Below are 23,984 nucleotides of genomic sequence, written 5' to 3' on the forward strand. Positions count from 1 at the left end.
CGCTACCCCCGGGGCGTGGCCCCGGGGGACCGTCCGACCGCCTAACGCGTCGGCTGCGTCGGCGCCGGCACGACGTTCACGGTGCCGACCATGCCCGCGTGCAGCGTGCACACGTAGGCGAACGTGCCGGGCGACGCGAACGTGCGCGACGCGGTGTTGCTCGTCGTCGTCGGGACGTTCTGCGGGGCGCCGGCGGTCTGGACGAACGTCACGTTGTGCGGGCGGGTGCCGAACGTCCAGGTGACCGTGCCGCCCTGCAGCACGTTGAGGATCTGCGGCGTGAACGAGTTCGCGGTGGAGGAGGCGGTGACGGCGCCGGTGCTCGGCGCGCCCGGCTCCAGGGGCTCGGGCTTCTCGCTGAAGCACGCCGTGGCGACGAGCGCGACTGCTGTGAGGAGAGGGATTCGGCGCATGCGGGCTCGCCTCGAAGGGATTCGCTGGATGGGCATGGACGCGGGTGACGGCTCGGAATCACGGGTACTGACGGCGCGACGCGCAGCGCTATTCCGACGGGAATACGTCCCCCGCTCGGTCGGTCCTCGGTGCGATGACCGCGACCCCGCGCCACCATCTCACCTCCGCACTCATGCCGCGCTTCACCGCCCCGCGTCGGATCTCGGCGCTGCTCCTCGCCCTTCCGCTCGCCGCCGGCGCGCAGGACCCGCAAGGCTCCGTGCTGCGACGGACGCCGAACATGGTCACGAACTGGGTGAACGACCCGTGGACGATCCAGTTCAACTTCATCCACCGGTTCACGGAGAGCGGACCGCCGCAGCATCAGATCTCGAACACGCCGACGTTCTTCGTCGCGGCGGGGATGCCGGCGCGCACGTCGCTGGGCTTCGCGTACTCGACGAGCTCCGAGGTGGTCGCCCTGCGGCCTAACGAGTGGGAGTTCTTCTTGCGCAACATGCCGTTCCGGCCCGGCAACAAGGTGGCGGACGTCACGCTGCACCTCGGCCACAACGTGGGCGCGGCGAGCACGGACGGGGAGCTGGGGATCGCGCGCAGCTTCGGCGCGCTGCGGCTGCTCGGCGCGGCGCGCGGGTTCAGCAACGCGTTCGGCGAGGGCGACGCGCGGCTCGGCTACGGCGGGGGCGTGAACCTGAAGCTGATGAAGTGGCTCGCCGCGGCGGGCGACGTGAACTCCATGCACCAGCGCCGCACCGGCGAGCGGATCGGGTGGAGCGGGGGGCTGATGTTCGGCATCCCGACGACGCCGCACTCGCTGTCGATCTACGCGACGAACACGGTGACGGCCACGCTGGAAGGGCTCTCGCTCGGCACGCGGCACACGCGGTGGGGCTTCGAGTACACGGTGCCGATCACGCTCGCGCGCTACATCCCGGCGCTGCGCCCGAAGTCGGCGCCGGTGGTGGCCGCCGCGAGCGACTCGACCCCGCCGGCGGCCGCGGTGGCCGCGACGCCCGAGCCGGCGCCGGTGCCCGTCACGCCGACGCCGACGCCGACCGAGCCCGCCGCGCCGACGCCGACCGCGCCGATCCCGGTGACGAAGGACGCGCCGGCGACGCCGACCCCGACGCCGATGCCGACGGCGACGGCGACCCCCGCACCCGCGGCGGCGGCCCCGACGCCGACCGCGCCGCGCACGACGCCGAGGCCGACGAGCGCGGCCGCGCCGGCGCGGCGGGATACGGTGCGCGCGACGATGCGGCAGCTGGAGTTCGCGCCGACGCGGATCGAGGTGGCAGCCGGGACGACGGTGATCTGGACGAACAACGCGCCGCTGCAGCACTCCATCGTGGCGGACAACGGCAGCTTCGACTCGGGGCTGATCGACCCGGGCAAGCGGTACGCGCGCACGTTCACGAAGCCGGGGACGTACACGTTCCACTGCACGCCGCACCCGTTCATGAAGGGCGTCGTCGTCGTGAGGTAGCGCGCCTAACGCGCGGCGTAGCGGATCCCCCGACGCCGCGTGCGCGCGTCCCCGACACCCGGCGGTCGCGCCGCGCGCCATCGTGGGGCGCGCGATTCCGGGAGGATCTCATGCAGACGGCGAGGTCGGCGCGGCGCCCGAGGTTCCGCGAGCTCACGCCGGTGGAGATGCGGGCGCTGCTGGGCGAGCAGCGCGTGGGGCGACTCGCGTTCGCGTGGCGCGGCCACGTGGACGTGCGGCCGATCCACTACGTGTTCGACGGCGCGGCGATCTACCTGCGAACGGCGCCGGGCACGAAGCTGCTCGCGCTCCGTCACAGCCCGTGGGTGGCGTTCGAGGTGGACGACGTGCGCGACACGTACGACTGGCGGAGCGTGGTGGTGCACGGCACGGTGTACGCGGTGCGCGCGCGCGGCACGGCGGCGCAGCGCGCGCTGCGCCGTCGCGCCGTCGATCTGCTGCGCGCGATCGAGCCGGATGCCCTCACGGCGGACGACCCGGTGCGCGGGCGCGACGTGGTGCTGCGGCTCGACATCGACCGGATGACGGGACGCATCGCCGCCGTCGGATAGCGCGCGGGCAGCGCGGCGGCCGATTCGTCCCCCGTGCCGCGCGGCTCGCGGCGGCGGGGGCACGCCCCGTCAAGCGCCGAAACTTTCGACGCGGGCGAGCGTGTCTCAGGGGTACGGACACGCCACGCCGACGCCCCCATGCCGCACACGTCGCCCCTCGCCCGACCGGAGCCCACCCGGCCGGATCTCGCCGCGCTCGCCCCGATGGGCGCCGTGGTGCCTAACGAGTCGCCGGCCGCGCCGCTGCGCGTGCTCGTCGCCGACGACGAGCCGCTGGCGCGAGCGCGCATGCGGACGCTGCTCCTGCGCCACGCCGGCGTCGCTCCGCTGGCCGAGTGCGCCTCCGGCGCGGACACCGTGGAGGCGGTGCGGCGGCTGCGTCCCGACCTCCTGCTGCTCGACCTGCATCTCCCCGACCTCGACGGGCTGCAGGTCGTGCGCTCGGTCGGCGTGGGCGTGCTTCCCGCGCTCGTGCTGGTGACGGCGCACCACGAGCACGCGCTCGCGGCGTTCGAGCACGACGCGCTGGACTACCTGCTGAAGCCGGTGAGCGACGAGCGCTTCCGGCAGATGCTGGAGCGCGTGCGCGCGCGGCTCGCCCCACGCGGCGACGCGGCGGCGCCGCCGTCGTTAGGCGCCGGTTGGCCCGGCGCCGAGCCGGCGGCGCCGGAGAACGGCACGGGCCGAGCGCCGTTCCTGAAGCAGATCCTCGTGCGCTCGCTGCAGAAGATCGAGATCGTGGACGTGGCGCAGGTCGACTGGCTGCAGTCGGACGGCGACTACGTGCGCGTATGGACGGGGAAGGTGTCGCGGCTGCACCGCGCGACGCTGGCCGAGCTGGAGCAGCAGCTCGACCCGACGGCGTTCGTGCGCATCCACCGGTCGACGATCGTGCGGACGAGCCGCATCCGGGAGCTGGAGCCGTACTTCCACGGCGAGTACGTCGTGGTGCTGCACGACGGCACGCGGCTCAAGCTGAGCCGCACGTACCGGGCGCGGCTCGAGGCGGCGCTGGGGCAGGGGCTGTGAGGCGGGCACGGCTCCACGTACGTGTGTTCGTAGGACTGAAGAAGGACTGAAGGAGGACTGAAGAAGGACCAACCACAACGTCTTCGTTGTTGGTCCTTCTTCAGTCCCTCTTCAGTCCTTCTTCAGTCCCACGCGATCTCGTACGTGGAGTCCCGCGCGGGCGGATGGCGCCAGCGTGACGTTACGCGGCGCGGCGGGGCCGCGGTGGGACGGAGCGACGAGACGGCCGCGCGAGTCGGCGAGACGGCCGAAACGCGCGATGAGCCGGCGCCGCCCGTCGACGGAACGCGGCGCGACTCGCCGACGTGTCGTCGGCGGCCCGGCGCGACTTGGCCCGCCCCGCCGCCGTTCTGCCCTCGACGCGTACCGTTCGCCCCGCGGCGGCGTGCATTCGTCACCTGGCGCGACGCGTGATCATCCGCGTTAGGCGCGCACGCCGTTAGGCGCCGCCCGGTGACGCCGCCGTACCGTGGGGATGTCCAACGCGATCGGACGCGCCACTCGTCACGCGTCACGCGTCGTTCGCACTCCCACTGCAGGAGGCATCATGACCGCGCTCTTCCGAGGGCTGCTCGCGTGCGCCGCCGTCGCGCTCGCGACGTCCGCGCTCGCGACGCCCGCGCCGGCGCAGCCGCCGGCCACGTCGTCCACGCAGCCTGCACCGTCCGGCACCGGCGTCATCACCGGACGCGTGCTGGACCGCGGCTCGCAGCAGCCGCTCGCCGGCGCGCAGGTGGTGCTCATCGGCACGACGCGCGGAACGCTCACGAACGACCAGGGCGTGTACCGCATCGCCGGCGTCCCCGCGGGCGCGCACCCGCTGCGGGCGCTGCGCATCGGCTACGCCGCGACGTCGCAGATCGTGAGCGTGACCGCGGGGCAGACGACGACGGCGGACTTCGGGCTGAACGCGACCGCCGTGACGCTCGACGTCGTGAGCGTGACGGCGACGGGCAACACCATCCGCCAGCGCGAGACCGGCAACACCGTCGCCACCATCGCACCGACGACGAGCGAGCTCGCCGCCGCCGGCAACATCACCGACGTGTTGAACTCGCGCGCGCCGAGCGTCTACGTGCAGCAGGCGTCGGGGAGCACCGGCACGGGGTCGCGCATCCGCATCCGCGGCGCGAACTCGATCTCGCTCAGCAACGAGCCGCTGCTCATCATCGACGGCGTGCGGGCGAACAACGACGTCGGCGACCGGCAGGTTCCGGGCGGCGGCCCGGCGACGAACGTCAGCACGGCGGGTCAGGTCGTGTCGCGGCTGAACGACCTCAACCCCGAGGACATCGAGTCGATCGACGTGATCCGCGGCCCCGCCGGCGTGGCGCTGTACGGCACCGCAGCGGCGAACGGCGTGATCCAGGTGACGACGAAGCGCGGCCGCGCCGGGCGCACGGTGTGGAGCGCGTTCGGCGAGACGGGGTCGCTGAAGCAGACGACGGACTTCCCGTCGAACTACGGCGCGCTCGGCACGTTCGCGTCGAACGGACGCCGCGGGCCGTGCACGATCGACTCGCGCACGCGCGGGCTGTGCACGGTCGACCACATCGTGTCGCTCAACCCGCTGCGCGACAACAGCCCGTTCCGCACGGGCGAGCGGTTCAGCGGCGGGGGCAGCGTGTCGGGCGGCACGGAGCGCACGACGTTCTACGTCTCCGGCGACGTGCAACGCGAGGCGGGCGTGCAGCAGACCAACAACGACCGCCGCACCGATTTTCGCGCGAACGTGCGCGCCGACCTGCGCGACAACTGGAACGTGCAGGTGAACACCGGCTACGTCGGCGACCGACTGCAGCTGCCGGTGAACGACAACAGCGTGCTCGGGCTGCTGTCGGTGGCGCTGCTCGGCCGGCCGCTGTCGCGCGACTCGCTCAGCGGCGGGTTCTTCTCCGGCTTCACGCCCGACATCCTCGAGAACCTCAGCATCCGGCAGCGCACCGACCGCTTTCTCACGTCGGTGACGACGAACGCGCAGCTGCTGCCCTGGCTCGGCGCCGCGGGCGTGCTGGGGCTCGACTACTTCAATCAGGTCAGCTACCAGGCGATCCAGCCGAACCGCGTCGGCTTCGGCGACCTGCCGCAGGGGAGCGCCGACTCCGACCCGATGCAGAACTACAACTACACGGCGCAGGGGTCGCTGAACGCCACGTTCCATCCCAGCGCGTCGCTGACGTCGACGTCGCAGGTCGGTGGGCAGTACTCGCGCGTGACGTTCCACGGGACGAACGCGTTCGGCGCCGTGCTCACGCCGGGCACGAGCTCCCTCTCCGGCACGAGCGCGCGGTTCGCGGTGAGCGAGTTCAACACCGACAACGTGCTGCTCGGCGCGTTCGTGCAGCAGCAGCTCGCGTGGCGCGACCGGCTGTTCGTCACCGGCGCGGTCCGCGGCGACCGGAACAGCGCGTTCGGCCAGAACCTCGGCTTCGTGTGGTACCCGAGCGTGAACGCGTCGTGGGTCCTCAGCGACGAGCCGTTCTTCCCGCGCGTGCCCGGCCTCAGCTCGGCGCGGGTGCGCGCGGCGTACGGCCGCTCGGGGCAGAAGCCGGACTTCCGCAACGCGATCACGTACTACAGCCCGTACGCGGTGCGCGTGTCGGGGCAGGAGGTGGGCGCGATCTCGTTCGCGAACGGTGGGCTCGGTGACCCGGCGCTGAAGCCGGAGCGCACGGGCGAGACCGAGGCGGGCGCGGACCTCGGCTTCCTGAACGGCCGCGTGAGCGCGCAGCTCACCTACTACACGAAGCGGACGGACGACGCGCTCGTGCAGCTGCCGGTGGCGCCGTCGGTGGGGTCGGTGGCGCAGCGCTTCCAGAACCTCGGCTCGCTGCGCAACCGCGGGTTCGAGGTGCAGCTCTCGGGCAAGCTGCTCGACACGCGTCCGTTAGGCGTGGAGCTGACGGTGGGCGGCTCGACGAACGACAACGAGCTGCTGAACCTCGGCGCCGGCGTGTCGCCGATCACGTTCAACGCGGGCGCGGGCGCGGTGCAGCAGCACCGGCCGGGCTATCCCGCCGGCGGCTACTGGGCGGTGCCGTACACGTTCGCCGACGCGAACCACGACGGCATGATCGCGCGCTCCGAGGTCACGGCGGGCGACACGACCGTCTACCTCGGCAACCCGCTGCCGCGCCGCGAGTGGCAGCTCACGCCGGCGGTGACGCTGTTCCAGCGGCTGCGCGTGCAGGCGCTGGTGAGCCACCGCGCCGGCTACAAGGTCTACAACCTCACGGAGCGCTACCGCTGCGTGCTCGGGAACTGCCTCGCGATCGCCGACCCGACGGCGCCGCTCGCCGACCAGGCGCGCGCGATCGCGGCCGCGGTCTACGGCACCGACGCGGGGTTCGTCGAGGACGGCAGCTTCACGAAGCTGCGCGAGCTGACGTTCACGCTCTCCGCGTCGCCGCGCATCGCGCGGATGCTGCGCACGAGCGCCGCGAGCTTCACGGTGGCCGGCCGCAACCTGTGGCTCAGCTCCAAGTACACGGGCTTCGATCCGGAGATCACGTCGACGCCGGGATCGAACTTCACGTCGGCCGACTTCCTCACGGTGCCCCCGGTCCGCACGTGGACGGCGCGCCTGAACCTCACCTTCTGACCCTCGCACCATGCGCAACACCTATCGGGCGTTAGGCGCGGCCGCGCTGGCGCTGGGGACGGCGTGCAACACCGACTCGCTGCTGCGGGTGACGGACCAGGACGTGGTCCGCCCCACGGCGGTGAGCGACTCGACGAGCCTGCCCGTGTTCCTCGCCGGCGCGCAGAGCGACTTCCAGACCGCGTTCAGCGGCACGGGCCTCGGCAACGAGGGACAGGCGAACATCGCGGGGCTGTTCACGGACGAGTTCATCCAGACCGAATCGTTCGCGTCGCGCTTCGACGTCGACCGGCGCCAGGTGCAGTCGGAGAACGGCACGATGGCGGGGATCTTCCTCGACCTGTCGCGCGCCCGCGCGGCCGCCGAGCGCGCGTCGGCGCAGTACGTGAAGTTCAACCAGCCGAACGCGTCGGGGCGGATCGACGCGCTCACGCTGGCCGGCTTCTCGTACACGCTGTTCGGCGAGAACTACTGCTCCGGCGTGCCGTTCAGCACGCTCGACGAGAACAACCAGATCACGTACGGCCAGCCGCAGACGACGTCGCAGATGTTCGGCAGCGCGATCGCGAAGTTCGACTCGGCGCTCGCGATCCCGGGCATCTCGGCGGACCAGCGCGCGCTGGCGCAGGTCGGACGCGGGCGCGCGCTGCTCGACCTCGGGCGGTTCGACGACGCCGCGGCGGCGGTGGCGAGCGTGCCGATCGGGTTCCAGTGGATCATCGAGTCGTCGAGCAATTCGGCGCGCCAGTACAACGGCGTGTGGGAGCTGACGGCGAACGAGGGGCGGTGGGGCGTGGCCGACCGCGAGGGCGGCAACGGGCTCGATTTCGTGACCGCGGAGGATCCGCGCGTGCCGTTCGACGCCGGCGCGTTAGGCTTCGACAACGGCCCGTCGCCGCTGCAGCTGAAGTACCCCGATCGCTCGTCGCTGACCGTGCTCGCCGACGGCATCGAGGCGAAGCTCATCGTGGCCGAGGCGCAGCTCCGGCGCGGCGACCGCGCGGGGATGACGGCGACGCTGAACGCGCTCCGCGCGGATCCGACGGCGCGCGAGCAGCGGGTGCCGGCCGACCTGCCGACGGGGTTCGAGCAGGACTTCTCCGCGCTCGTGCCGCTCGCCGTGCCGGCGACGCAGGATGCCGCGCGCGACCTGCTGTTCCGCGAGCGGGCGTTCTGGCTGTTCGGCACGTCGCACCGCCTGGGCGACATGCGCCGCCTCGTGCGACAGTACGCGCGCCCCGCGTCGAGCGTGTTCCCGTCGGGCAACTACCTGTCGAACGGGCGCACCGGCACGTACGGCACCGACGTGAACCTCCCGATCCCGATCGACGAGGGGAACAACCCGAACACGCCGCGGACCGGGGAGCGGATCCCGAACAAGGGGTGCATCGACCGCAACGCGTGAGTGCTGCGTGGCTGCGTGGCTGCGTGGCTGCGTGGCTGCGTGGCTGCGTGGCTGCGTGAGTACGTCGGTGTCACGCAGCCACGCAGCCACTCAGGTGTCGTAGTCCCGCAGCCGCTTCGTCGCACCGGACGGACGTTCCGTCGCGCGGGCGGAGAGATCGGCGGCGCCGGGCCCTAGGGTGATGTCCAGAACACCGGCTCACCCCTCGACGGAGGTTCTTCCCGATGCGCCCGACGCTACAGTCCTTCGCCCGCGCCGTCCTCGCCACCTCGACGCTGTCCGCGCTCGCCGCGTGCGCGAGCGGGGGGCTCTCGTCGGGGGCGTTGTTCGAGCAGGGGACGACGCTGCCGAAGCTCGTGACGACGTCCCGCGACTCGTACGTCATCGCCGCCGCGTCGCTGCCGCGCGACCAGCGACTGACCGACGTCGTGTCGCAGCGGTGGCCGCAGATGGTGCGCGGCGAGCTGCCGCGGGGCGACTTCGGGCTCGTTCCGACGCAGTCGCTCGACCGCTTCGGCGTGTACGACTCGCGCGGCGCGTTCCTCGGCGGGCCCGATTACCTCGTGAGCGTGCGCGCCGACGACGTGATCGAGATACGGCGGCTGACCGCGGGCGAGGAGTCGGCGCTGCTCGGCCGGCGGCACCCGGCGGGGGCCATCATCCTCCAGTGGCGCTACAACGCTCGATAGTCGCGAGGGCGCGCAGCTCGTCGGTCATCGCGGCGAGCGCGCGCTCCTCGTCGGGGGTCAGCCGCGTGCGGCCGGAGGCGTCGAGCAGCATCCGCAGCAGGTCGGCGGTGCGCTCGGCGATCCGCTCGCCGCGCGGCGGGTCGGACACCACCACGCGCGCCGCGCGGTCGAGCAGCCAGAGGATGAACGGCGGGCGCACGTCGAGCGTGAGCGACTGCAGCCGAGTGCGCTCGATCTCCCGCTCCAGCCGCGCCGAGGCGAGCGCGCGCTCGCTGTACCACGCGCGCACGCCGCGCGCGTAGCCCCACGCGACGAGCGCGGCGACGAGCATCACGGCGACGACGATGCGGTCACCTCCGGGCGCGGCGCCCGCCACCCCCGTGACGGCCGGACGCAGCGCGAGCCGCGCGAGATCCTGCGCCGTCCACACCGCGCCGACGCCGATCACGGCGGGCCACAGCAGCGGCACGTTAGGCGCGGGGCGCTGCGGGGGCACCGGATGCTCGCCGGTGAGACCGGTGGGGTCGGGGGGGCCCGCGGGGTCGTCGAGCTCCGCGACCTCGCGCTCGGGCACGTCGTGCCACGGCAGCTCGATGGTGACCGTGGTGCGGCCCGTCGCGTCGGTGCCTAACGCGAGCCCGTAGCGCGCGCCGTAGAGCTGGGCGAGCCGCGCGCGCGTGTTCGGCAGCCCGATGCCGTGCCCGCCGGTCGACGTCATCGACGCGCCCATCGACACGTCGGGCGACGCCTGCTCCGCGGCGCCGTTCTCCACCGTCACACGCAGCGTCTCGCCGACGACCGCGACGTCGACGTGCACCCGGCCGCCGTGTCGCAGCCCGTGGCGCACGGCGTTCTCCACGAGCGGCTGCAGCAGGAGCGGCGGCAGCAGCGCGGACCACGCCGCGGGATCCACGCGCTGGGTGATGTCGAGCCGGTCGCCGAAGCGCAGCCGCTCGATCGCGACGTACGACGCGAGCGTCGCCAGCTCGTCGCGCACCGTCACCTCGGGCACGTCCGTGGCCACGGTGGCGGCGCGCAGTAGCTCGGCGAGGTGGCGCATCATGTTCGCCGACGTCGTCGGCGCGTCGCGCGCGAGCTGCGCGATGGCGTTCAGCGCGTTGAACAGGAAGTGCGGGCGAAGCTGCCGCTGCAGATAGTCGAGCCGAGCGCGCGCCAGCTCGGTCTCGAGCTGCAGCGCGCGGCGCGTGCGGCGTACGAGCTCGCGGTGCGTGGTGACGGCGCGAAGCAGCGCGAGCATGAGCGCGTACGTGCCGAGGTCGAGGTCCACCTCGGCGACGGCGAGCGGCCAGTACCGCGGCGCCGCGGGCAGCAGCGCGGCGAGCACGCCGCGCCGCACGATGGAGAGCACCAGCCACGCCGCGAGCGCGAGCGCGCCGTGGAGCAGCAGCGTGGGGCGCCACGGCAGACGGGCGCGTCGCACCGCGAGGTCCACGCGCGCGACGACGGGCGTGAGCGCGATCCACGCGAGCGCGAGGGCGAGCGCGGTCGGCAGCACCCAGCGCGCGGCCACCGGCGCCGGCGCGCGGTCGAGCGCGAGCCGCAGCCCGGCGAGCGCCGCACCGTACGCCACCCAGCCGGCGGCCCACAGCAGCGCGCGTCGTTGGGCGGCCGCCGGCCAGCGCGGCCAGCGCAGGGACGGGAAAGGGCTCATGCGCGGAACGATGGGACGAAGCGCGCGTAAGGGGGTGCGGTGCGGCGCACCGGACGGCCGCTTCGTCGCCCGACGGGTCGGATGGCGGATGCGGCCGCGGATTGTCGTATGAGCAGACGCCGTCGGAGAACGGCCCCGCGCCGGTCGCGGAGTGCCGCGTCGTCCCCTGCGATTCCCGGAGCCGCCCCATGCGTCGCCCTGTGTCGTCGCCCGTCGCCGTCGTCGCCGCCGTCGTCGCTGCCGCATGCACGCTCGCCGCCTGCGCCGAGCGTCCCACCGAGCCGGCCCGGACGCGCGCGCCGGGGGCCGCGTCGGCCAGCGTCGCGTCGGGCGGCGTGATGACGTCCGCCGAGAATGCGGTGGCGACGGCGGCGATCGTGCGGCAGCTCGCGGCGTCGCGCGGCATCGTGCCGCTGCGTCGTCCGGCGCCGGTGCGGCCCGCGCTCGTCGCGCTCGGCCGCGCGCTGCTGTTCGACCCGATCCTGAGCGGCAACCGCGACATCGCGTGCGCCACCTGCCACCTGCCGGGCTTCTCCACCGGCGACGGCCGCTCGCTGTCGATCGGTCAGGGCGGCTCGGGGTTCGGGCCGTCGCGGCTGCACCCCGCGGGGACGCTCATCCCGCGCAACGCGCCGCCGATGTTCGCCCTCGGCGCGATGAAGCACCTGTTCTGGGACGGCCGCGTGCAGCTCGGCCCCGACGGGCGCGTGCAGACGCCGGCCGGCGCGCAGGTCACGGCGGAGATGCAGCGCACGTTCGAGTTCGGCCCGATCTCCGCGTTAGGCATGTTCCCCGTCACGAGCCGGGCAGAGATGCGCGCCGGCCGCGAGAACGAGGTCGGCATGGTCGCCGACACCGACCTGCGCGGCATCTGGGCCGCGCTCATGCGGCGGCTCGGCGCGATCCCGCAGTACCGCGCGATGTTCGAGGCCGCGTACCCGGGCACGCGGTTCGACCAGATGACGTTCGCGCACGCGTCGAACGCGATCGGCGGCTTCATCGTGGACAAGCTGACGTTCACGAACACGCCGTGGGATCGCTTCCTCGCCGGCGACGACCGCGCGCTCACCACCGCGCAGCTCGACGGCGCGCAGACGTTCCTGTCGCTGAAGTGCTCCGTGTGCCACGACGGCGCGACGTTCAGCGACGACCAGTTCCACAACGTCGCGGTGGCGCAGATCGGCCCCGGCGAGGGGAACGGCGACGGGGGGCGCGACGACTTCGGGCGCATGAACGTGACGGGGCTCGCCGCCGACCGGTACCGCTTCCGCACGACGCCGCTGCGCAACGTGGAGCTCACCGCGCCGTACGGCCACGACGGCGCGGTCACGTCGCTGCGGGCGTTCGTCGCGCACTACAGCCAGTCGGACCTGAAGCTGCAGAGCTTCGACGGCGCGTCGCTCGACGCGGGGCTGCGCGGGTCGCTGCTGGCGACGGCGTCGCGCATCCTCGCGACGCGCGACACGCTGCTGAACGGCGTCGTGTTCGGCGACGACGTCGTGAACAAGCTGATGGCCTACATGTCCGCGCTGACCGACGACGCGGCGCGCAACCTCTCGTCGCTCACGCCGGAGCGCGTGCCGAGCGGATTGCGCGTGCCGCGGCCGTGATCAGTCCGGCGGAAGCAGCGCGCGGTACTTCGCGGCCTCGGCGTCGCGCTTCGCCGCGGTATAGAACCGCACGAGCGCGGCGAGGGCGTAGAGGCGCCACTGTCGGGTGATGACGTTGTCGACGCGGAAGCGCTCGTAGCCGGCGAGCAGCAGCGGCTCCGCCTCGGCGAGGCGTCCCTGCGCGCGCAGGGCGTCGCCGAGGTGGACGCGCGCGTTCGCGACCATGGCGCTCTTCTCGCCCAGCTGCGAGCGGAAGACGCGCAGCGCGTCGCGGCTCAGCGCCACCGCCTCGTCGGCCTGGTCGTTCTGGGTCAGCACGCTCGCGAGGTCGACGTCCAGCACGCCGACGTCGATCGCATCGGGCCCGAGGAACCGCCGGTTCATCTGCAGCGCCTCGCGCAGCACGGGCTCGGCCTCGCGATAGCGCTTCGCCCGCGCGAGCTCGACGCCCAGGTTGCGCAGCGCCACCGAGAGATCCGGATGTCCCTGCGGGTGCGCCGCGCGCAGGATGTCGACCGCCTCGCGGAGCAGCGCCTGGGCCTCGTCGTGGCGATCGTGCTCGCCTAACGACATGCCGAGCTCGATGAGGTTCGCGGTCACCGCCGGGTGCCGCTCACCGTAGAACGCGCGGGTGACGGCGAGCGCCTGGCGGTACAGCGGCTCGGCGCGCACGAAGTCGCCGCGGTAGTTCAACAGGTTCGCCGCGCCGGTCAGCCGCGCGGCGCGGGCCGGCGTGATCTCGCGCGGCTGACGCGCGATGAGCGACAGCCATCGATCGAACAGCGGCACCGCGGTGCGCGCGTCGCCCGCCTGGTGCAGGTCGACCGCGAGGTCGTAGAGCGCGTCGACCGTCTTCGGGTCCCGCTCGCCGCCGAGCGTGCGCCTGACGGCCAGCACCTCGCGGCGCAGCCGGATCGTCTCCGGCAGCTCCTGCTTGTTCTCGTACACGTCGGCGAGGTGCTCCAGGGAGTTCGCGACGTCCACGTGATTCTCGCCGTGGAGCCGGCGCCGGATCGCGAGCGCCTCGTCGAGCAGTGGACGCGCCTCGTCGTAGTCGCCGAGCTGCGTGTGGACGCGCCCGATCACGTCGAGCATCTGCGCGCGGAGCTCGGGCTGCCCGGAGAGCTCGCGGGCGCGCGCCAGGCCGCGACCGAGCAGCGCCCGCGCCGTCACGGTGTCGCCGAGCGCCTTGCCGCTCTCGCTCGCCTCGAACAGGCCGAGCATGAAGTCGGTGACCTGCTCCGCCTTGTGGGCGTTCACCGTGGCCTCGACGAGCGCGCGCTGGATCCGCGCGCGGCCGACGACGACGGTGCTCACGTACGCCGTCGCCAGCGCGCCGATCCCGAACGCGGCGGCGACGCCCCCGCGGTGCCGCACGCAGAACTTGCGCACGCGGTACCACGCGTCGTCGGGCCGCGCGAGCACGGGGCGTCCATCGCGCAGCCGCTGCAGGTCGTCGAGCAGCGCGGCGGCCGACGCATACCGGCGCTCCGGCTCCCTGCGCAGCGCCTTCAGCACGATGGCGTCGAGATCGCCGCGCAGCGCACGGCGCGCGTCGTCGGTCGCCGCCACCGCGGACGGCGGCGGCGGGTCGCCGCGCAGGATCGCGTCCTCCAGCGCGCGCTCGCCGCCCTCGCGGCCGACGCGCGCGCCGAACGGGAGCCGGCCGGCGAGCAGCTCGTAGAGCAGGGCGCCCAACTGATACACGTCGGTCAGCGTCGTCACCGGCTCGCCGCGGATCTGCTCGGGCGCCGCGTACTCCGGCGTCATCCATCGGTGTCCCGCGCGCGTGCTGGGCGGCGCGTAGGCGCCGACCACCGGCGTGGTGCCGTCCTGCAGCAGCTTCGCGAGCCCGAAGTCGAGCAGCTTCGGCGTGCCGTCGTCGGTGACGAGCACGTTCGACGGCTTCAGGTCGCGGTGCACGACCAGGCTGCGGTGCGCGTACTGCGTCGCCTCGACGACGGGGAGGAAGAGCCGCACGCGCTCGGCGACGGAGAGCGAGCGCGCCGCGCAGTAGCGATCGATGGGGACGCCGTCGACGTGCTCGAGGACGAGATACGGCTGGTCGTCGTCGGTCATGCCGCCGTCGAGCAGGCGCGCGACGTTCGGGTGGTTCAGCGTCGCGAGGATCTGGCGCTCGGCGCGGAACCGCTCGCGGTCGATGTCGGCGTCGAGGCCGGGGCGCAGCAGCTTCAACGCGACGCGCTGGTCGAACTGTCCATCGGCGCGCTCGGCCAGGAATACGCGCGACATGCCGCCGCGGCCGATCTCGCGCACGAGCCGGTACGCGCCGACGCGCCGCCCCTCCTGCGCGGGCGCCGCGTACGCCTCCGCGCGCCGCTCGGCCATCGCCGCCGCGGCCGCGCCGATCGGCGGCGCGTCGAGGAAGCGCCGCGCCGTGCCGAGTCGGTCGAGCAGCGACTCGACCTCGCGCCGCAGATCCGGATCGCCGGCGCAGGTCTGGTCGAGCAGCGCCGGCCACTGCGCGGGCTCGCGCGCGAGCGCCGCGTCGAGCACCTGCTCCACGCGCCGCCACCGGTCGAGCTGCGTCATGCGACGCCTCCGGATTCGTCGGCGTTAGGCGGCTCCGGCTCCCGATCCAGCTCGCGGAGGAGGAACAGCCGCGCCTTGAGCCAGTCGCGCTCGACGGTGCGGACCGACACGCCGAGCATGTGCGCGATCTCCTCCTCGGCCACGCCGGCGAAGAAGCGCAGCTCGACGACCTGTCGCAGCCGCGGGTTCATGGCGTCGAGCTGGTCGAGCGCCGTGTCGAGGTCGAGCAGCTCCTCGAGCTGCAGCTCGAGCGCCGCGTCGTCGTCGCGCAGCGTCACGGGCGCGTCCGGGCCGCCGCGCTTCAGCGAGCGGCGGCGGCGCGCGAAGTCCACGAGCACCTGGCGCATCGCGCGCGCCGCCGCGCCGAAGAAGTGCGCCCGCCCCTCCCACGACGTGTCGTCGCCGCGGCCGAGCTTCAGGTACGCCTCGTGGACCAGCTCCGTGGTGCGGAGCGTCGCGAACGCGTCCACCGCGTTGATCTGGCGGTGGGCCAGGCGCTTCAACTCGTCGTACAGCGCGACGAACAGCGTCTCCGTGGAATGCGGCGTGGAGTGCGGCGTGTCCACGGCGAGCTCACGGCATCGTGCGCACCGGGGGGAGCGGCTTGGAGCGGTCCTCGTACGGGCGCAGGTTCCACTCGAAGAACGTCCACGTGCGGTTCCACGAGTCGATCTGCTCCGGCGAGTCGACGCGCTCGAGCGTCTTCGGGTCCACGCGGCGGCTGAACGCGTGGCCGACGCTGCTGCCCCACGGTGCGGGGTTCACGTAGATCTTCGTCTCCGCGAGATCGGGCTTCAGCGCGCGGAGCGTGTACACCATCTGCTGATCCTCGACGAAGTTGACGTCCTCGTCGTTCGTCGCGACGTGCACGAGGATCGGCACCTTCAGGTTCTCGACGTGGAAGACGGGCGAGCGCTTGATGTACTCCTCGCGCTTCTCGAACGGCAGCCCGCCGATCCCCTCCTCCGCGGCGTAGTCGCGCTGGTAGCCGGGGCCCTTGTACGAGAGGCGGAAGACGAGATTGGTGACCGGCACGATCGCGGCGCCGGCCTTGAACGGGTGCTCGGTGCGATAGAGCGTGTGCGCGGTGATGAACCCGCCGTGGCTCCATCCCATGATGCCCAGCCGGTTCATGTCGACGTACGGCAGCGTCTTCAGGTAGTCGACCGCGGAGATGACGTCGTCGACCTCCTTGCCGCCGTAGTCGATCGCCTCGTAGTGGGCGGCGCCGTGGCCGGTGCTGCCGCGGTAGTCGGGCGTGACGACGACGTAGCCGCGCTGCACGGCCTCGCGCACGAACGGGAACATGCTCGTGCCCCAGTCGCCGTGCACGCCGCCGTGCACCCACACCATCGCCGCGTGGCCGCCGGTGCCGCGCTTGGCGAGCGGCGCGAACAGGTAGGCCGGGATCTCCATGCCGTCCGCGCGGCTCTTGTAGGTGATCTTGCGGAACTCCATCAGGCCGGCGCTGCGGGCGGCGTAGATGCTGTCGGTGGCGCGCTTCTGCGCGATCTGTCGGTCGTAGTCGGCCTTCGGCAGGTCCGCCGGGCGGTTGCTGACGTAGAGCAGCCGTACGCGCGCGGAGTCGAGCGGCACGTCGGCGCCGCGGCGCGGGGCGCTCGGCGCGGGGTTCTGCGCGGCGGCGGTGCTCGCGACGGCGACGAGCAGCGCGCCGACGAGGCGGGTGCGGTGACGGATGCAGTGAGCCATGGGCGGAGCGGGGAGCGGAAGACGGCGCGCGGGGGGGCGCCCGTCTCGGCCAACATACGGCTCGTGCCACCGTTCGGCAGGTCGTTGCCTTTCGGAGTCGAAACCGCAGAGGACGCAGAGGGCCGCAGAGGACTGCTTTTTCGACCACAGAGGGCACAGAGGACACGGAGGAAACCAACGAGCGTGGTACGCCTCCGTGTCCTCCGTGTCCTCTGTGGTTCGAATGAAAGGCTCTGCGACCCTCTGCGTCCTCTGCGTCCTCTGCGGTTCACATGCCCAGCCGCTCGTCACACCGCACGCTGCCGCCGCGCGCCGCGCGTGGCGTACGGGCCCGTGCGCGGGTCTCCCGTTTGACAAGCGTGGGACCGCCAGTAACGTAGCCCGCGACTCCGTCCACCCCCGCTCGAGACCATGCCCCCCGCTGGTCGCCTGCGTTCGCGCGCGTGCTGCGCGCTGCTCGTGTCGCTCGCCGTGTCGCTCGCCGCGTGCGGCGCCGATGGCGTCGCGCCGACGGGTCCGCACGGCACGGCCGGCGGCCCCGCACAGGTGCTGCTCACCGTCGCGCTGCCGGCGCTCGACACCGCGCGCGACGGCCGCTACGAGGCGTGGGTCGTGGATGCGGGCGAGACGCGGCGGTCGATCGGCCGCTTCGCGACGGGCGGGTCGTACACGCTCGCGAGCCCCGTCGCCGACCCGACCGCGATCGAGATCACGCTCGAGCGGCCGGACGACGCCGACGCGGTGCCGTCGGCGCAGCTGCTGCTCCGCGGCCGGGTACAACGCGGCCACGCCGACCTCGGGTACGCCGGCGCGGTGACGCAGAACGACCTCCCGCTGCGCCCGTCGCCCGGCCAGTTCACGATGTTCACGCCGAGCGACAACGACAGCCTCGGCTACCCGTCGAACGAGCAGTCGGGGGTGTGGCTGTTCAACATGGCGCCCGCGCAGACGGCGCAGCGCGACTACTACGTGCGCCTCACGCCGCTGCAGAGCGGATGGACGTACGAGGGGTGGATGGTGCGCGACCTCGACCGGCCTAACGCGATCTGGCTCTCGTACGGCAAGTTCGTCCCCGACTGGACGAGCGCCGTGAACCAGCCGGACGACACGGGGTGGGGACCGTTCTCCGGCGTGCTCGACTTCCGCCGCGCGCGGCTGGAGGACTTCCCCGGCGACGACTGGATCTCGAACCCGCTGCGCCTGCCGTGGCGCGCCGATCTCACGCTGCCGCTCGACCTGCGCGAGAAGGACGCGCAGGGGCGGATGCGGTGGTCGCACGTCATCACGATCGAGCCGGCGACGGACCGCGGCGAGCCGGTGACGACCGAGCGCCCGTTCGTGCTGCACCCGTACGTGGACGCGTTCGGCGACCTCGGGCCGGGCATCGCGCGCACGATCACGGCGCATCTCGAGACCATGCCGCGCGGCACCGCGGACGTGCGATGAGCCGGTCGCGCCGCGCGCGCCGCGCGCACCGAGCCGTTCGCGTCGTCGCCTGGGCGGCGCTCGTCGTCGTCGCGTGCCGCGACGCGCCGTCGGCGCCTAACGCGGCGCGGGCCGAGTCGGACGCGGGGCAGTGGCGCACGTGGGTGCTCGCCGACGGAAGCGCCCTCCGCCCCGCGGCGCCGCCCGCGCCCGGCTCCGCCGACGAGGCGCGCGAGCTGGAGGCGATCGTGCAGCGGCAGGCGCACCGCGCGGTGAGCGACGCCGCGCTGCGCCGGTGGAGCGGCCATCCCACCGCGCCGTGGGACTCGGTGGCGCTCGGCACGCTCGACTTCTACTTCCCGCTGCTCCCCGACGTGCGGCTCGCGACGCCGGTGCGCGCCGCGCGCGTGATGGCGCTGCTGCACGTCGCGGCGTACGACGCGCTCGTGGCGGCATGGGACGCGAAGTACGCGTATCGCCGCACCGCGCCGTCGGCGACCGACCGCCGAGTGCGTGCGCTCGTGCCCGCGGGCGACGTGCCGAGCTATCCGTCGGAGCACGCCGCGGTGGCGGAGGCGGCGGCCGCGGTGCTCGCGTATCTCTTCCCGGCGGAGGACACGCTCGCGTTCCACGCGCTCGCGCGCGAGGCCGGCGAGGCGCGCGTGGAGGCCGGCGCGGCGTACCCGAGCGACGTTGACGCGGGGGCCGCGATCGGTCGCGCGGTGGCGGCGCGCGTGATCGCGCGCGCCCGCGTCGACGGCGCCGCGGAACCGTGGACGGGCGCGATCCCCGCCGGCGACGGGCTGTGGCGTCCGACGCCGAACAAGTTCGTCGGCGTGCCGTTCGACGCCGGCGCCGGCGGGTGGCGCACGTGGGTGCTGCCTAACGGCGCCGCGTTCCGCCCGACGCCGCCGCCCGCGCCCGGCTCGCCGGGCTTCGCGCGCGACGTCGCCGAGCTGCGCGCGCTCTCGGTCGGGCGCACCGCGGCGCAGGCCGACGTGGCGCGGTACTGGGCCACCGACGCGCCGTCGGTGATCTGGGAGAAGTTCATGCTGCGCGAGCTCGCCGACCGCGGCATCGCCACCGTGCACGCCGCGCGCGCGCAGGCCGCGTCGAGCGTGGCGATGTACGACGCGTTCGTCGCCTGCTGGGACGCGAAGTTCCACTACTGGGTGGAGCGTCCCGTCACGGCGGATTCCACGCTGCGCACGGTGTTCCCGACGCCGCCGTTCCCGAGCTATCCGTCGGGGCACTCCACGATCTCGACCGCCGCCGCCGAGGTGTTCGCCGAGCTGTTTCCCGACGCGGCGCGGACGTACCGCGACAAGGCGACGGACGCGTCGCTGTCGCGCGTCTACGCGGCGGTGCACTACCGCTTCGACGTGGAGGCCGGGGACACGCTCGGTCTGGCGGTGGGGCGCGCCGTCGTGCAGCGGCTGAAGGACGATGGAGCGCGATGAGGGTGTTAGGCGAATACGCCTGGGGATCCAACGGCGATCTCCGTGGATCTCGGGATAGGCTCCAGCCTGGAGCCGCGAGCCTATCCCGAGATCCATGAAGATCGCCGTCGAGATCCCCCTGCAGGTTTTCCCTTAGACCTTGCAACTCGTCCCGATCGAATTCCACGGAGGTCGCGATGTCGGGTCCTCGAGTGTTCGTGTTCGTGTTCGCCACCCTCGCTCTCGCCGCTCCGCTGGGAGCGCAGCCGCCGACGGGCATCGTGCGCGGCCGCGTGACGCAGGTCGGCGGCATCCCGATGGACGCCGCGCAGGTCTCCATCGTGGGCACGACCCGCGGCGCGCGCACGAACGCGCAGGGCGTCTACCGCATCGTCGGCGTGCCGGCCGGCGCGCAGCAGGTGCGCGTGCAGCTCATCGGCTTCGCGGCGCAGACGCGCGCCGTCACGCTGCGCGGCGGCGACTCCGTGGTCGTCGACTTCGAGCTGCGCCCGGCGGCGGTGTCGCTCGACGCGCTCGTCGTCACCGGCACGGCGGTGGAGTCGCGCAAGAAGGAGGTCGGCAACTCCATGGCGGCGATCTCGGCGCGCGAGCTCGAGGTCGCGCCGGTGAAGAACACGCAGGACATCCTCGGCGCACGCGCGCCGGGCATCACGGTGCTGCAGAACTCCGGGCAGCCGGGAGCCGGCGGCACGATCCGCCTGCGCGGCACGAACTCCGTCACGCAGGGGAACAACCCGATCATCTACGTCGACGGCATCCGCATCTACAGCGACGCGGGGCCGATCTCCCCGGGCTCGCGGCAGGCGACCGCGTCGTACAACGACATCAAGCCCGAGGACATCGAGCGCATCGAGGTGGTGAAGGGCGCCGCGGCGACGACGCTCTACGGCACCGAGGCGGCGCCGGGCGTGATCCAGATCTTCACGAAGCGCGGCGCGGCCGGCACGCCGGAATGGTCGATCGAGGCGGGCGGCGGCGCGAACGCGATGGGGCACATCGGCTCGAGCGAGGATCCGACGGGCGTGTTCGTCAACAAGTGCCGCGGGCCGGACCTGCGCGACTCGCGCGACTCGCTGTGGGTCGATCCCACGTGCCCCGCGAGCGGGAGCTGGCTGCGCACCGGCGCGGTGGCGCAGGCGTCGGTCGCGGTGAAGGGCGGCGCACAGCAGATGTCGTACTACCTCTCGGGCACGTACGACGGCGAGCAGGGCGTCGTGCCCACCGGCTCGGCGAAGTCCGGCGGCGCGCGCGCCAACTTCCAGTTCTCGCCGCGGCCGAGCCTGACGTTCAACGTCAACACCGCCTACAACCGCAACGAGACGCGCTTCATCCCCGACGGCAACTTCGCGTGGGGCTTCATGCTCAACGTCGGCCGCGGGAGCTTCGGGAACTTCAAGGGCGGCAAGGGCGAGTGCGCCGGCATCACGACGACGTGCGTGACGAACAAGTACATCCTCGACCAGCAGGCGACGAACAGCGCCGACCACTTCATCACCGGCCTCACCGCGAACTGGAGCCCGCTGCAGGCGCTCACGAACCGCGTCGCGATCGGCTACGACTACAACAACGTCGACAGTCAGGACGTGATCCCGTTCGGCTACATCAACCTGCCGCTGGGACGCCTCGACAAGACGGACTGGAACCACACGAAGCTGTCGCTCGACTACGCGGGGACGTTCCAGCACACGCTGCTCGGCCTCGCCTCGACGTCGTCGTGGGGCGGCCAGATGTTCGACGACCGCGACAAGTTCATCGGCGAGACGGGAAACGACTTCTCCGGCCCCGGCGACCCGACGCTGGGCAGCGCCGCGCGCGTGACGTTAGGCCGCGTCGACCGCCCGCGCGTCGTGAACGCGGGGCTGTTCGTGCAGCAGATGTTCGGCTGGCGCGACCGGCTGTTCGTCACCGGCGGGCTGCGCATGGACGGCAACAGCGCGTTCGGATCGAACTTCGGGCTGCAGAGCTACCCGAAGGTGAGCGCCGCGTACGTGATCTCGGAGGAAGGCTTCTGGCCCAAGCAGCTCCTCTCGACGATGAAGCTGCGCGCCGCGCTGGGTGAGTCGGGCAAGGCGCCGGGCGCGTTCGACGCCGTGCGCACGTGGGATCCGATCGCCGGCGACGAGGGGAAGCCGGGCTTCACGCCGAACCAGATCGGCAACCCGAACCTCGGCCCCGAGCGCACGCGCGAGCTGGAGCTCGGCTTCGACGCGGGCGCGTTCGAGGATCGCGTGAGCCTGGAGCTGACGATGTTCCGCGCGAAGACGCTCGATGCGCTGATCGGCGTGACGTACCCGCCGACGCAGGGCTTCACGCGCACGCAGCTCGAGAACGTGGGCACGCTGCAGAACCGCGGCGTGGAGGTGCAGCTCTCGGGCGACATCCTGCGGCTCGACAAGCTGCAGTGGAGCGGCCGGGTGAGCTACACGGCGATGAACAGCAAGGCGATCGACCTCGGCGGCCGCATCATCTCCATGGGCTCGTCGGTGTACGTGCGCGAGGGGTACCCGGTGCCGTCGTACTTCGGGCGCAAGGTCACGAACCCCGACGCGATCGCCGAGCCGGTCGTGGAGCAGGACCAGTTCCTCGGTTCGGCGTATCCCAACCATCTGTTAGGCGTGAGCACCACGGTGCGGCTGTTCCGCAACCTCGCGCTCGACGTGCTCGGCGAGTACCAGGGCGGCGGGATGCTCGGCAACTTCGTCGGCTACCAGAACGAGAACCGCTCGGTATGGTACCCGTGCTACGGCACGCAGAAGGCGATCCGCGCGAACCAGCTCCAGGGCGTCACCGCGATGCAGCGCGCGAAGTGCGCGATCGACCCGACGAAGATCAACAGCGACTACTGGATCGAGCCCACCGACTTCTTCAAGATCCGCTCGGCCTCCGTCGCGTGGACGGTGCCGAAGCGGTTCGTGCCCGGCGCGGCGTCGGCGATGCTGATCCTCTCCGGCCGCAACCTGTGGAAGTCGACCGACTACGACGGGCTCGATCCCGAGCTGCGCGACGCGAGCGACCAGGGCGCGACGCTCGCTCGCCGCGAGTACTACCAGCTGCCGCCGAGCAAGCAGTTCCTGCTCTCCGCGCGCGTTCACTTCTGACCGACACGGAGACACGACCATGCGTCACTCCCGGATGGTTAGGCATGGCGCGCTCGCCGCGGCGATCGCGCTCGGCGCCTCGTGCCACGACTACCTCACCGTCACGAACCCCGGCCCCATCGCCGACGAGTCGCTGCAGACGCCGGACGCCGTCCCCGGCTTCGTCACGGGCATGTCGAGCGACCTGTCGAACGCGCTCGACGAGGTCGTGCGCATCTCGGGCATCGCGTCCGACGAGCTCGGACACGGCGGGAGCTACACGGGCGAGGGGCTCTGGTACCGCGGCATCATCAACCCCGAGGACATCAACGACCAGTGGGCGCTGATGCAGCGCGCGCGGTGGGTCGCGGAGCAGGGGATCACGCGCATGAAGGCGCTCCCCGGCTTCACGTACGACAACGACGCCGCGTCGGCGCGCGCGAACCTGCTCGCCGGCTTCGCCGACCGCCTGCTGGGCGAGAACGCCTGCAAGGCCGTCATCGACGGGGGCGCGGTGCAGTCCGACTCCGTGCACTTCCAGCGCGCGCTGGCCTACTTCACGGAGGCCATCCGCATCGCGCAGGCGCGCAACGTGGTGGACGTGCTGAACGCGGCGTACGGCGGCCGCGCGAGCGTGAAGGCGTCGCTCGGCGACTGGCCCGGCGCGGTCGCCGACGCGCAGCAGGTGCCGGCGGCGTTCGTGTACAACGCCGTGTACTCCACGAACTCCACGCGCGAGAACAACTCGCTCGTGCAGGAGACCTACGTGCGCCGCGAGTTCACCGTGTTCGGCACGCAGTGGGCGCAGGTGTTCAACGACCCGCGCGTGCCGTGGGACACGATCTACACGAGCGCCGCGAAGACGGCCGTGCAGAAGGGACAGGACGGCAAGACGAACTTCTTCCGGCAGCGGAAGTACACGGACCTCGGCGCCGACATCCCGCTCACGAAGGGGACCGAGATGCTGATGCTCCGCGCCGAGGCGGCGCTGCGCACCGGCGACATCGGCGGCGCGTTCGCGCTCATCAACCAGCAGCGCACGGTGTACCGGCTGCCCGCCCTGTCCCCGCCGCCGGCGGGCCTCGCGGCGGCGTGGCAGATCCTCGAGAAGGAGTACGGCGCGGTGGTGTGGCTCGAGGGGCGGCGGCTGTGGCAGCTCCGCCGCTGGCAGGCCGCGACCGACGCGTCGCACAACGGCTTCCTCGACGGCCGCGCGACGTGCATCCCGATCAGCCTCGCCGAGCGGCAGTCGAACCCGAACGCGTCGGGGGGCTGAGCACG

The 23,984-nt window shown here is 72.7% G+C and carries 16 protein-coding genes; 11 read left to right on the forward strand and 5 right to left on the reverse strand.

Annotated elements, in window-relative coordinates; translation table 11 throughout:
* Nucleotides 1-41: 41 nt before the first annotated feature.
* On the reverse strand, nt 42-413 hold the full coding sequence (locus J421_RS09045; RefSeq protein ID WP_025410856.1) for a cupredoxin domain-containing protein: 372 nt from the start codon (nt 411-413) through the stop codon (nt 42-44).
* Between the two features lie 173 nt (nt 414-586).
* On the opposite strand from J421_RS09045, the gene J421_RS09050 reads away from it, so the two are divergent.
* The 6 genes from J421_RS09050 to J421_RS09075 all read left to right on the forward strand — a co-directional run bounded on the left by J421_RS09050 (nt 587) and on the right by J421_RS09075 (nt 9,196).
* Nucleotides 587-1,900 (forward strand): cupredoxin domain-containing protein, encoded by a 1,314-nt coding sequence (locus tag J421_RS09050; RefSeq protein WP_158508709.1) that lies wholly within the window; start codon nt 587-589, stop codon nt 1,898-1,900.
* Between the two features lie 110 nt (nt 1,901-2,010).
* Nucleotides 2,011-2,472 carry a pyridoxamine 5'-phosphate oxidase family protein gene (locus tag J421_RS09055; protein WP_025410858.1) on the forward strand — a complete coding sequence of 154 codons (462 nt, stop codon included), beginning with the start codon at nt 2,011-2,013 and terminating at the stop codon, nt 2,470-2,472.
* A gap of 138 nt (nt 2,473-2,610) precedes the next feature.
* Nucleotides 2,611-3,501, forward strand: coding sequence for a LytR/AlgR family response regulator transcription factor (locus tag J421_RS09060; RefSeq protein WP_025410859.1), 891 nt, complete (start codon nt 2,611-2,613; stop codon nt 3,499-3,501).
* Between the two features lie 547 nt (nt 3,502-4,048).
* The gene (locus J421_RS09065) at nt 4,049-7,102 is read left to right on the forward strand and encodes a SusC/RagA family TonB-linked outer membrane protein (RefSeq protein WP_025410860.1); all 3,054 of its coding nucleotides are present in this window, start codon (nt 4,049-4,051) and stop codon (nt 7,100-7,102) included.
* A 10-nt stretch (nt 7,103-7,112) separates the two neighbouring features.
* Nucleotides 7,113-8,507 carry a RagB/SusD family nutrient uptake outer membrane protein gene (locus J421_RS09070; RefSeq protein ID WP_025410861.1) on the forward strand — a complete coding sequence of 465 codons (1,395 nt, stop codon included), beginning with the start codon at nt 7,113-7,115 and terminating at the stop codon, nt 8,505-8,507.
* 224 nt (nt 8,508-8,731) lie between these two features.
* The gene (locus J421_RS09075; RefSeq protein ID WP_025410862.1) at nt 8,732-9,196 is read left to right on the forward strand and encodes a hypothetical protein; all 465 of its coding nucleotides are present in this window, start codon (nt 8,732-8,734) and stop codon (nt 9,194-9,196) included.
* Here the strand turns inward: J421_RS09075 and J421_RS09080 are convergent.
* Nucleotides 9,165-10,868, reverse strand: a complete 1,704-nt coding sequence (locus tag J421_RS09080; protein WP_158508711.1) for a sensor histidine kinase — start codon at nt 10,866-10,868, stop codon at nt 9,165-9,167. The genes J421_RS09075 and J421_RS09080 overlap by 32 nt on opposite strands.
* Nucleotides 10,869-11,056: 188 nt before the next feature.
* On the opposite strand from J421_RS09080, the gene J421_RS09085 reads away from it, so the two are divergent.
* Nucleotides 11,057-12,478, forward strand: coding sequence for a cytochrome-c peroxidase (locus tag J421_RS09085; protein WP_104023070.1), 1,422 nt, complete (start codon nt 11,057-11,059; stop codon nt 12,476-12,478).
* Here the strand turns inward: J421_RS09085 and J421_RS09090 are convergent, their stop codons facing one another.
* Genes J421_RS09090 through J421_RS32700 form a run of 3 tightly spaced genes read right to left on the reverse strand, consistent with a single transcriptional unit; the run spans nt 12,479 to nt 16,741 of the window.
* Nucleotides 12,479-15,031, reverse strand: coding sequence for a serine/threonine-protein kinase (locus J421_RS09090; protein ID WP_025410865.1), 2,553 nt, complete (start codon nt 15,029-15,031; stop codon nt 12,479-12,481).
* Complete coding sequence (locus J421_RS09095; protein ID WP_104022437.1) at nt 15,028-15,597, reverse strand: ECF-type sigma factor; 570 nt, start codon at nt 15,595-15,597, stop codon at nt 15,028-15,030. The genes J421_RS09090 and J421_RS09095 overlap by 4 nt, the downstream gene beginning before the upstream one ends.
* A gap of 7 nt (nt 15,598-15,604) precedes the next feature.
* The gene (locus J421_RS32700) at nt 15,605-16,741 is read right to left on the reverse strand and encodes an alpha/beta hydrolase family protein (RefSeq protein WP_025410867.1); all 1,137 of its coding nucleotides are present in this window, start codon (nt 16,739-16,741) and stop codon (nt 15,605-15,607) included.
* A gap of 411 nt (nt 16,742-17,152) precedes the next feature.
* On the opposite strand from J421_RS32700, the gene J421_RS32705 reads away from it, so the two are divergent.
* From J421_RS32705 to J421_RS09120, 4 genes are all read left to right on the forward strand, one after another.
* Complete coding sequence (locus J421_RS32705) at nt 17,153-18,187, forward strand: anti-sigma factor (protein WP_158508713.1); 1,035 nt, start codon at nt 17,153-17,155, stop codon at nt 18,185-18,187.
* Nucleotides 18,184-19,626 carry a vanadium-dependent haloperoxidase gene (locus J421_RS09110; protein WP_025410869.1) on the forward strand — a complete coding sequence of 481 codons (1,443 nt, stop codon included), beginning with the start codon at nt 18,184-18,186 and terminating at the stop codon, nt 19,624-19,626. Before J421_RS32705 ends, J421_RS09110 begins: the two co-directional genes overlap by 4 nt.
* A gap of 176 nt (nt 19,627-19,802) precedes the next feature.
* Entirely contained in the window at nt 19,803-22,724 is a 2,922-nt protein-coding gene (locus J421_RS09115; protein ID WP_104022438.1) for a SusC/RagA family TonB-linked outer membrane protein, read from the forward strand.
* Between the two features lie 19 nt (nt 22,725-22,743).
* The gene (locus J421_RS09120) at nt 22,744-23,979 is read left to right on the forward strand and encodes a RagB/SusD family nutrient uptake outer membrane protein (protein WP_104022439.1); all 1,236 of its coding nucleotides are present in this window, start codon (nt 22,744-22,746) and stop codon (nt 23,977-23,979) included.
* Nucleotides 23,980-23,984 lie beyond the last annotated feature (5 nt).

It is taken from the genome of Gemmatirosa kalamazoonensis, from assembly GCF_000522985.1.
GTDB classification, from domain to species: Bacteria; Gemmatimonadota; Gemmatimonadetes; order Gemmatimonadales; family Gemmatimonadaceae; genus Gemmatirosa; species Gemmatirosa kalamazoonensis.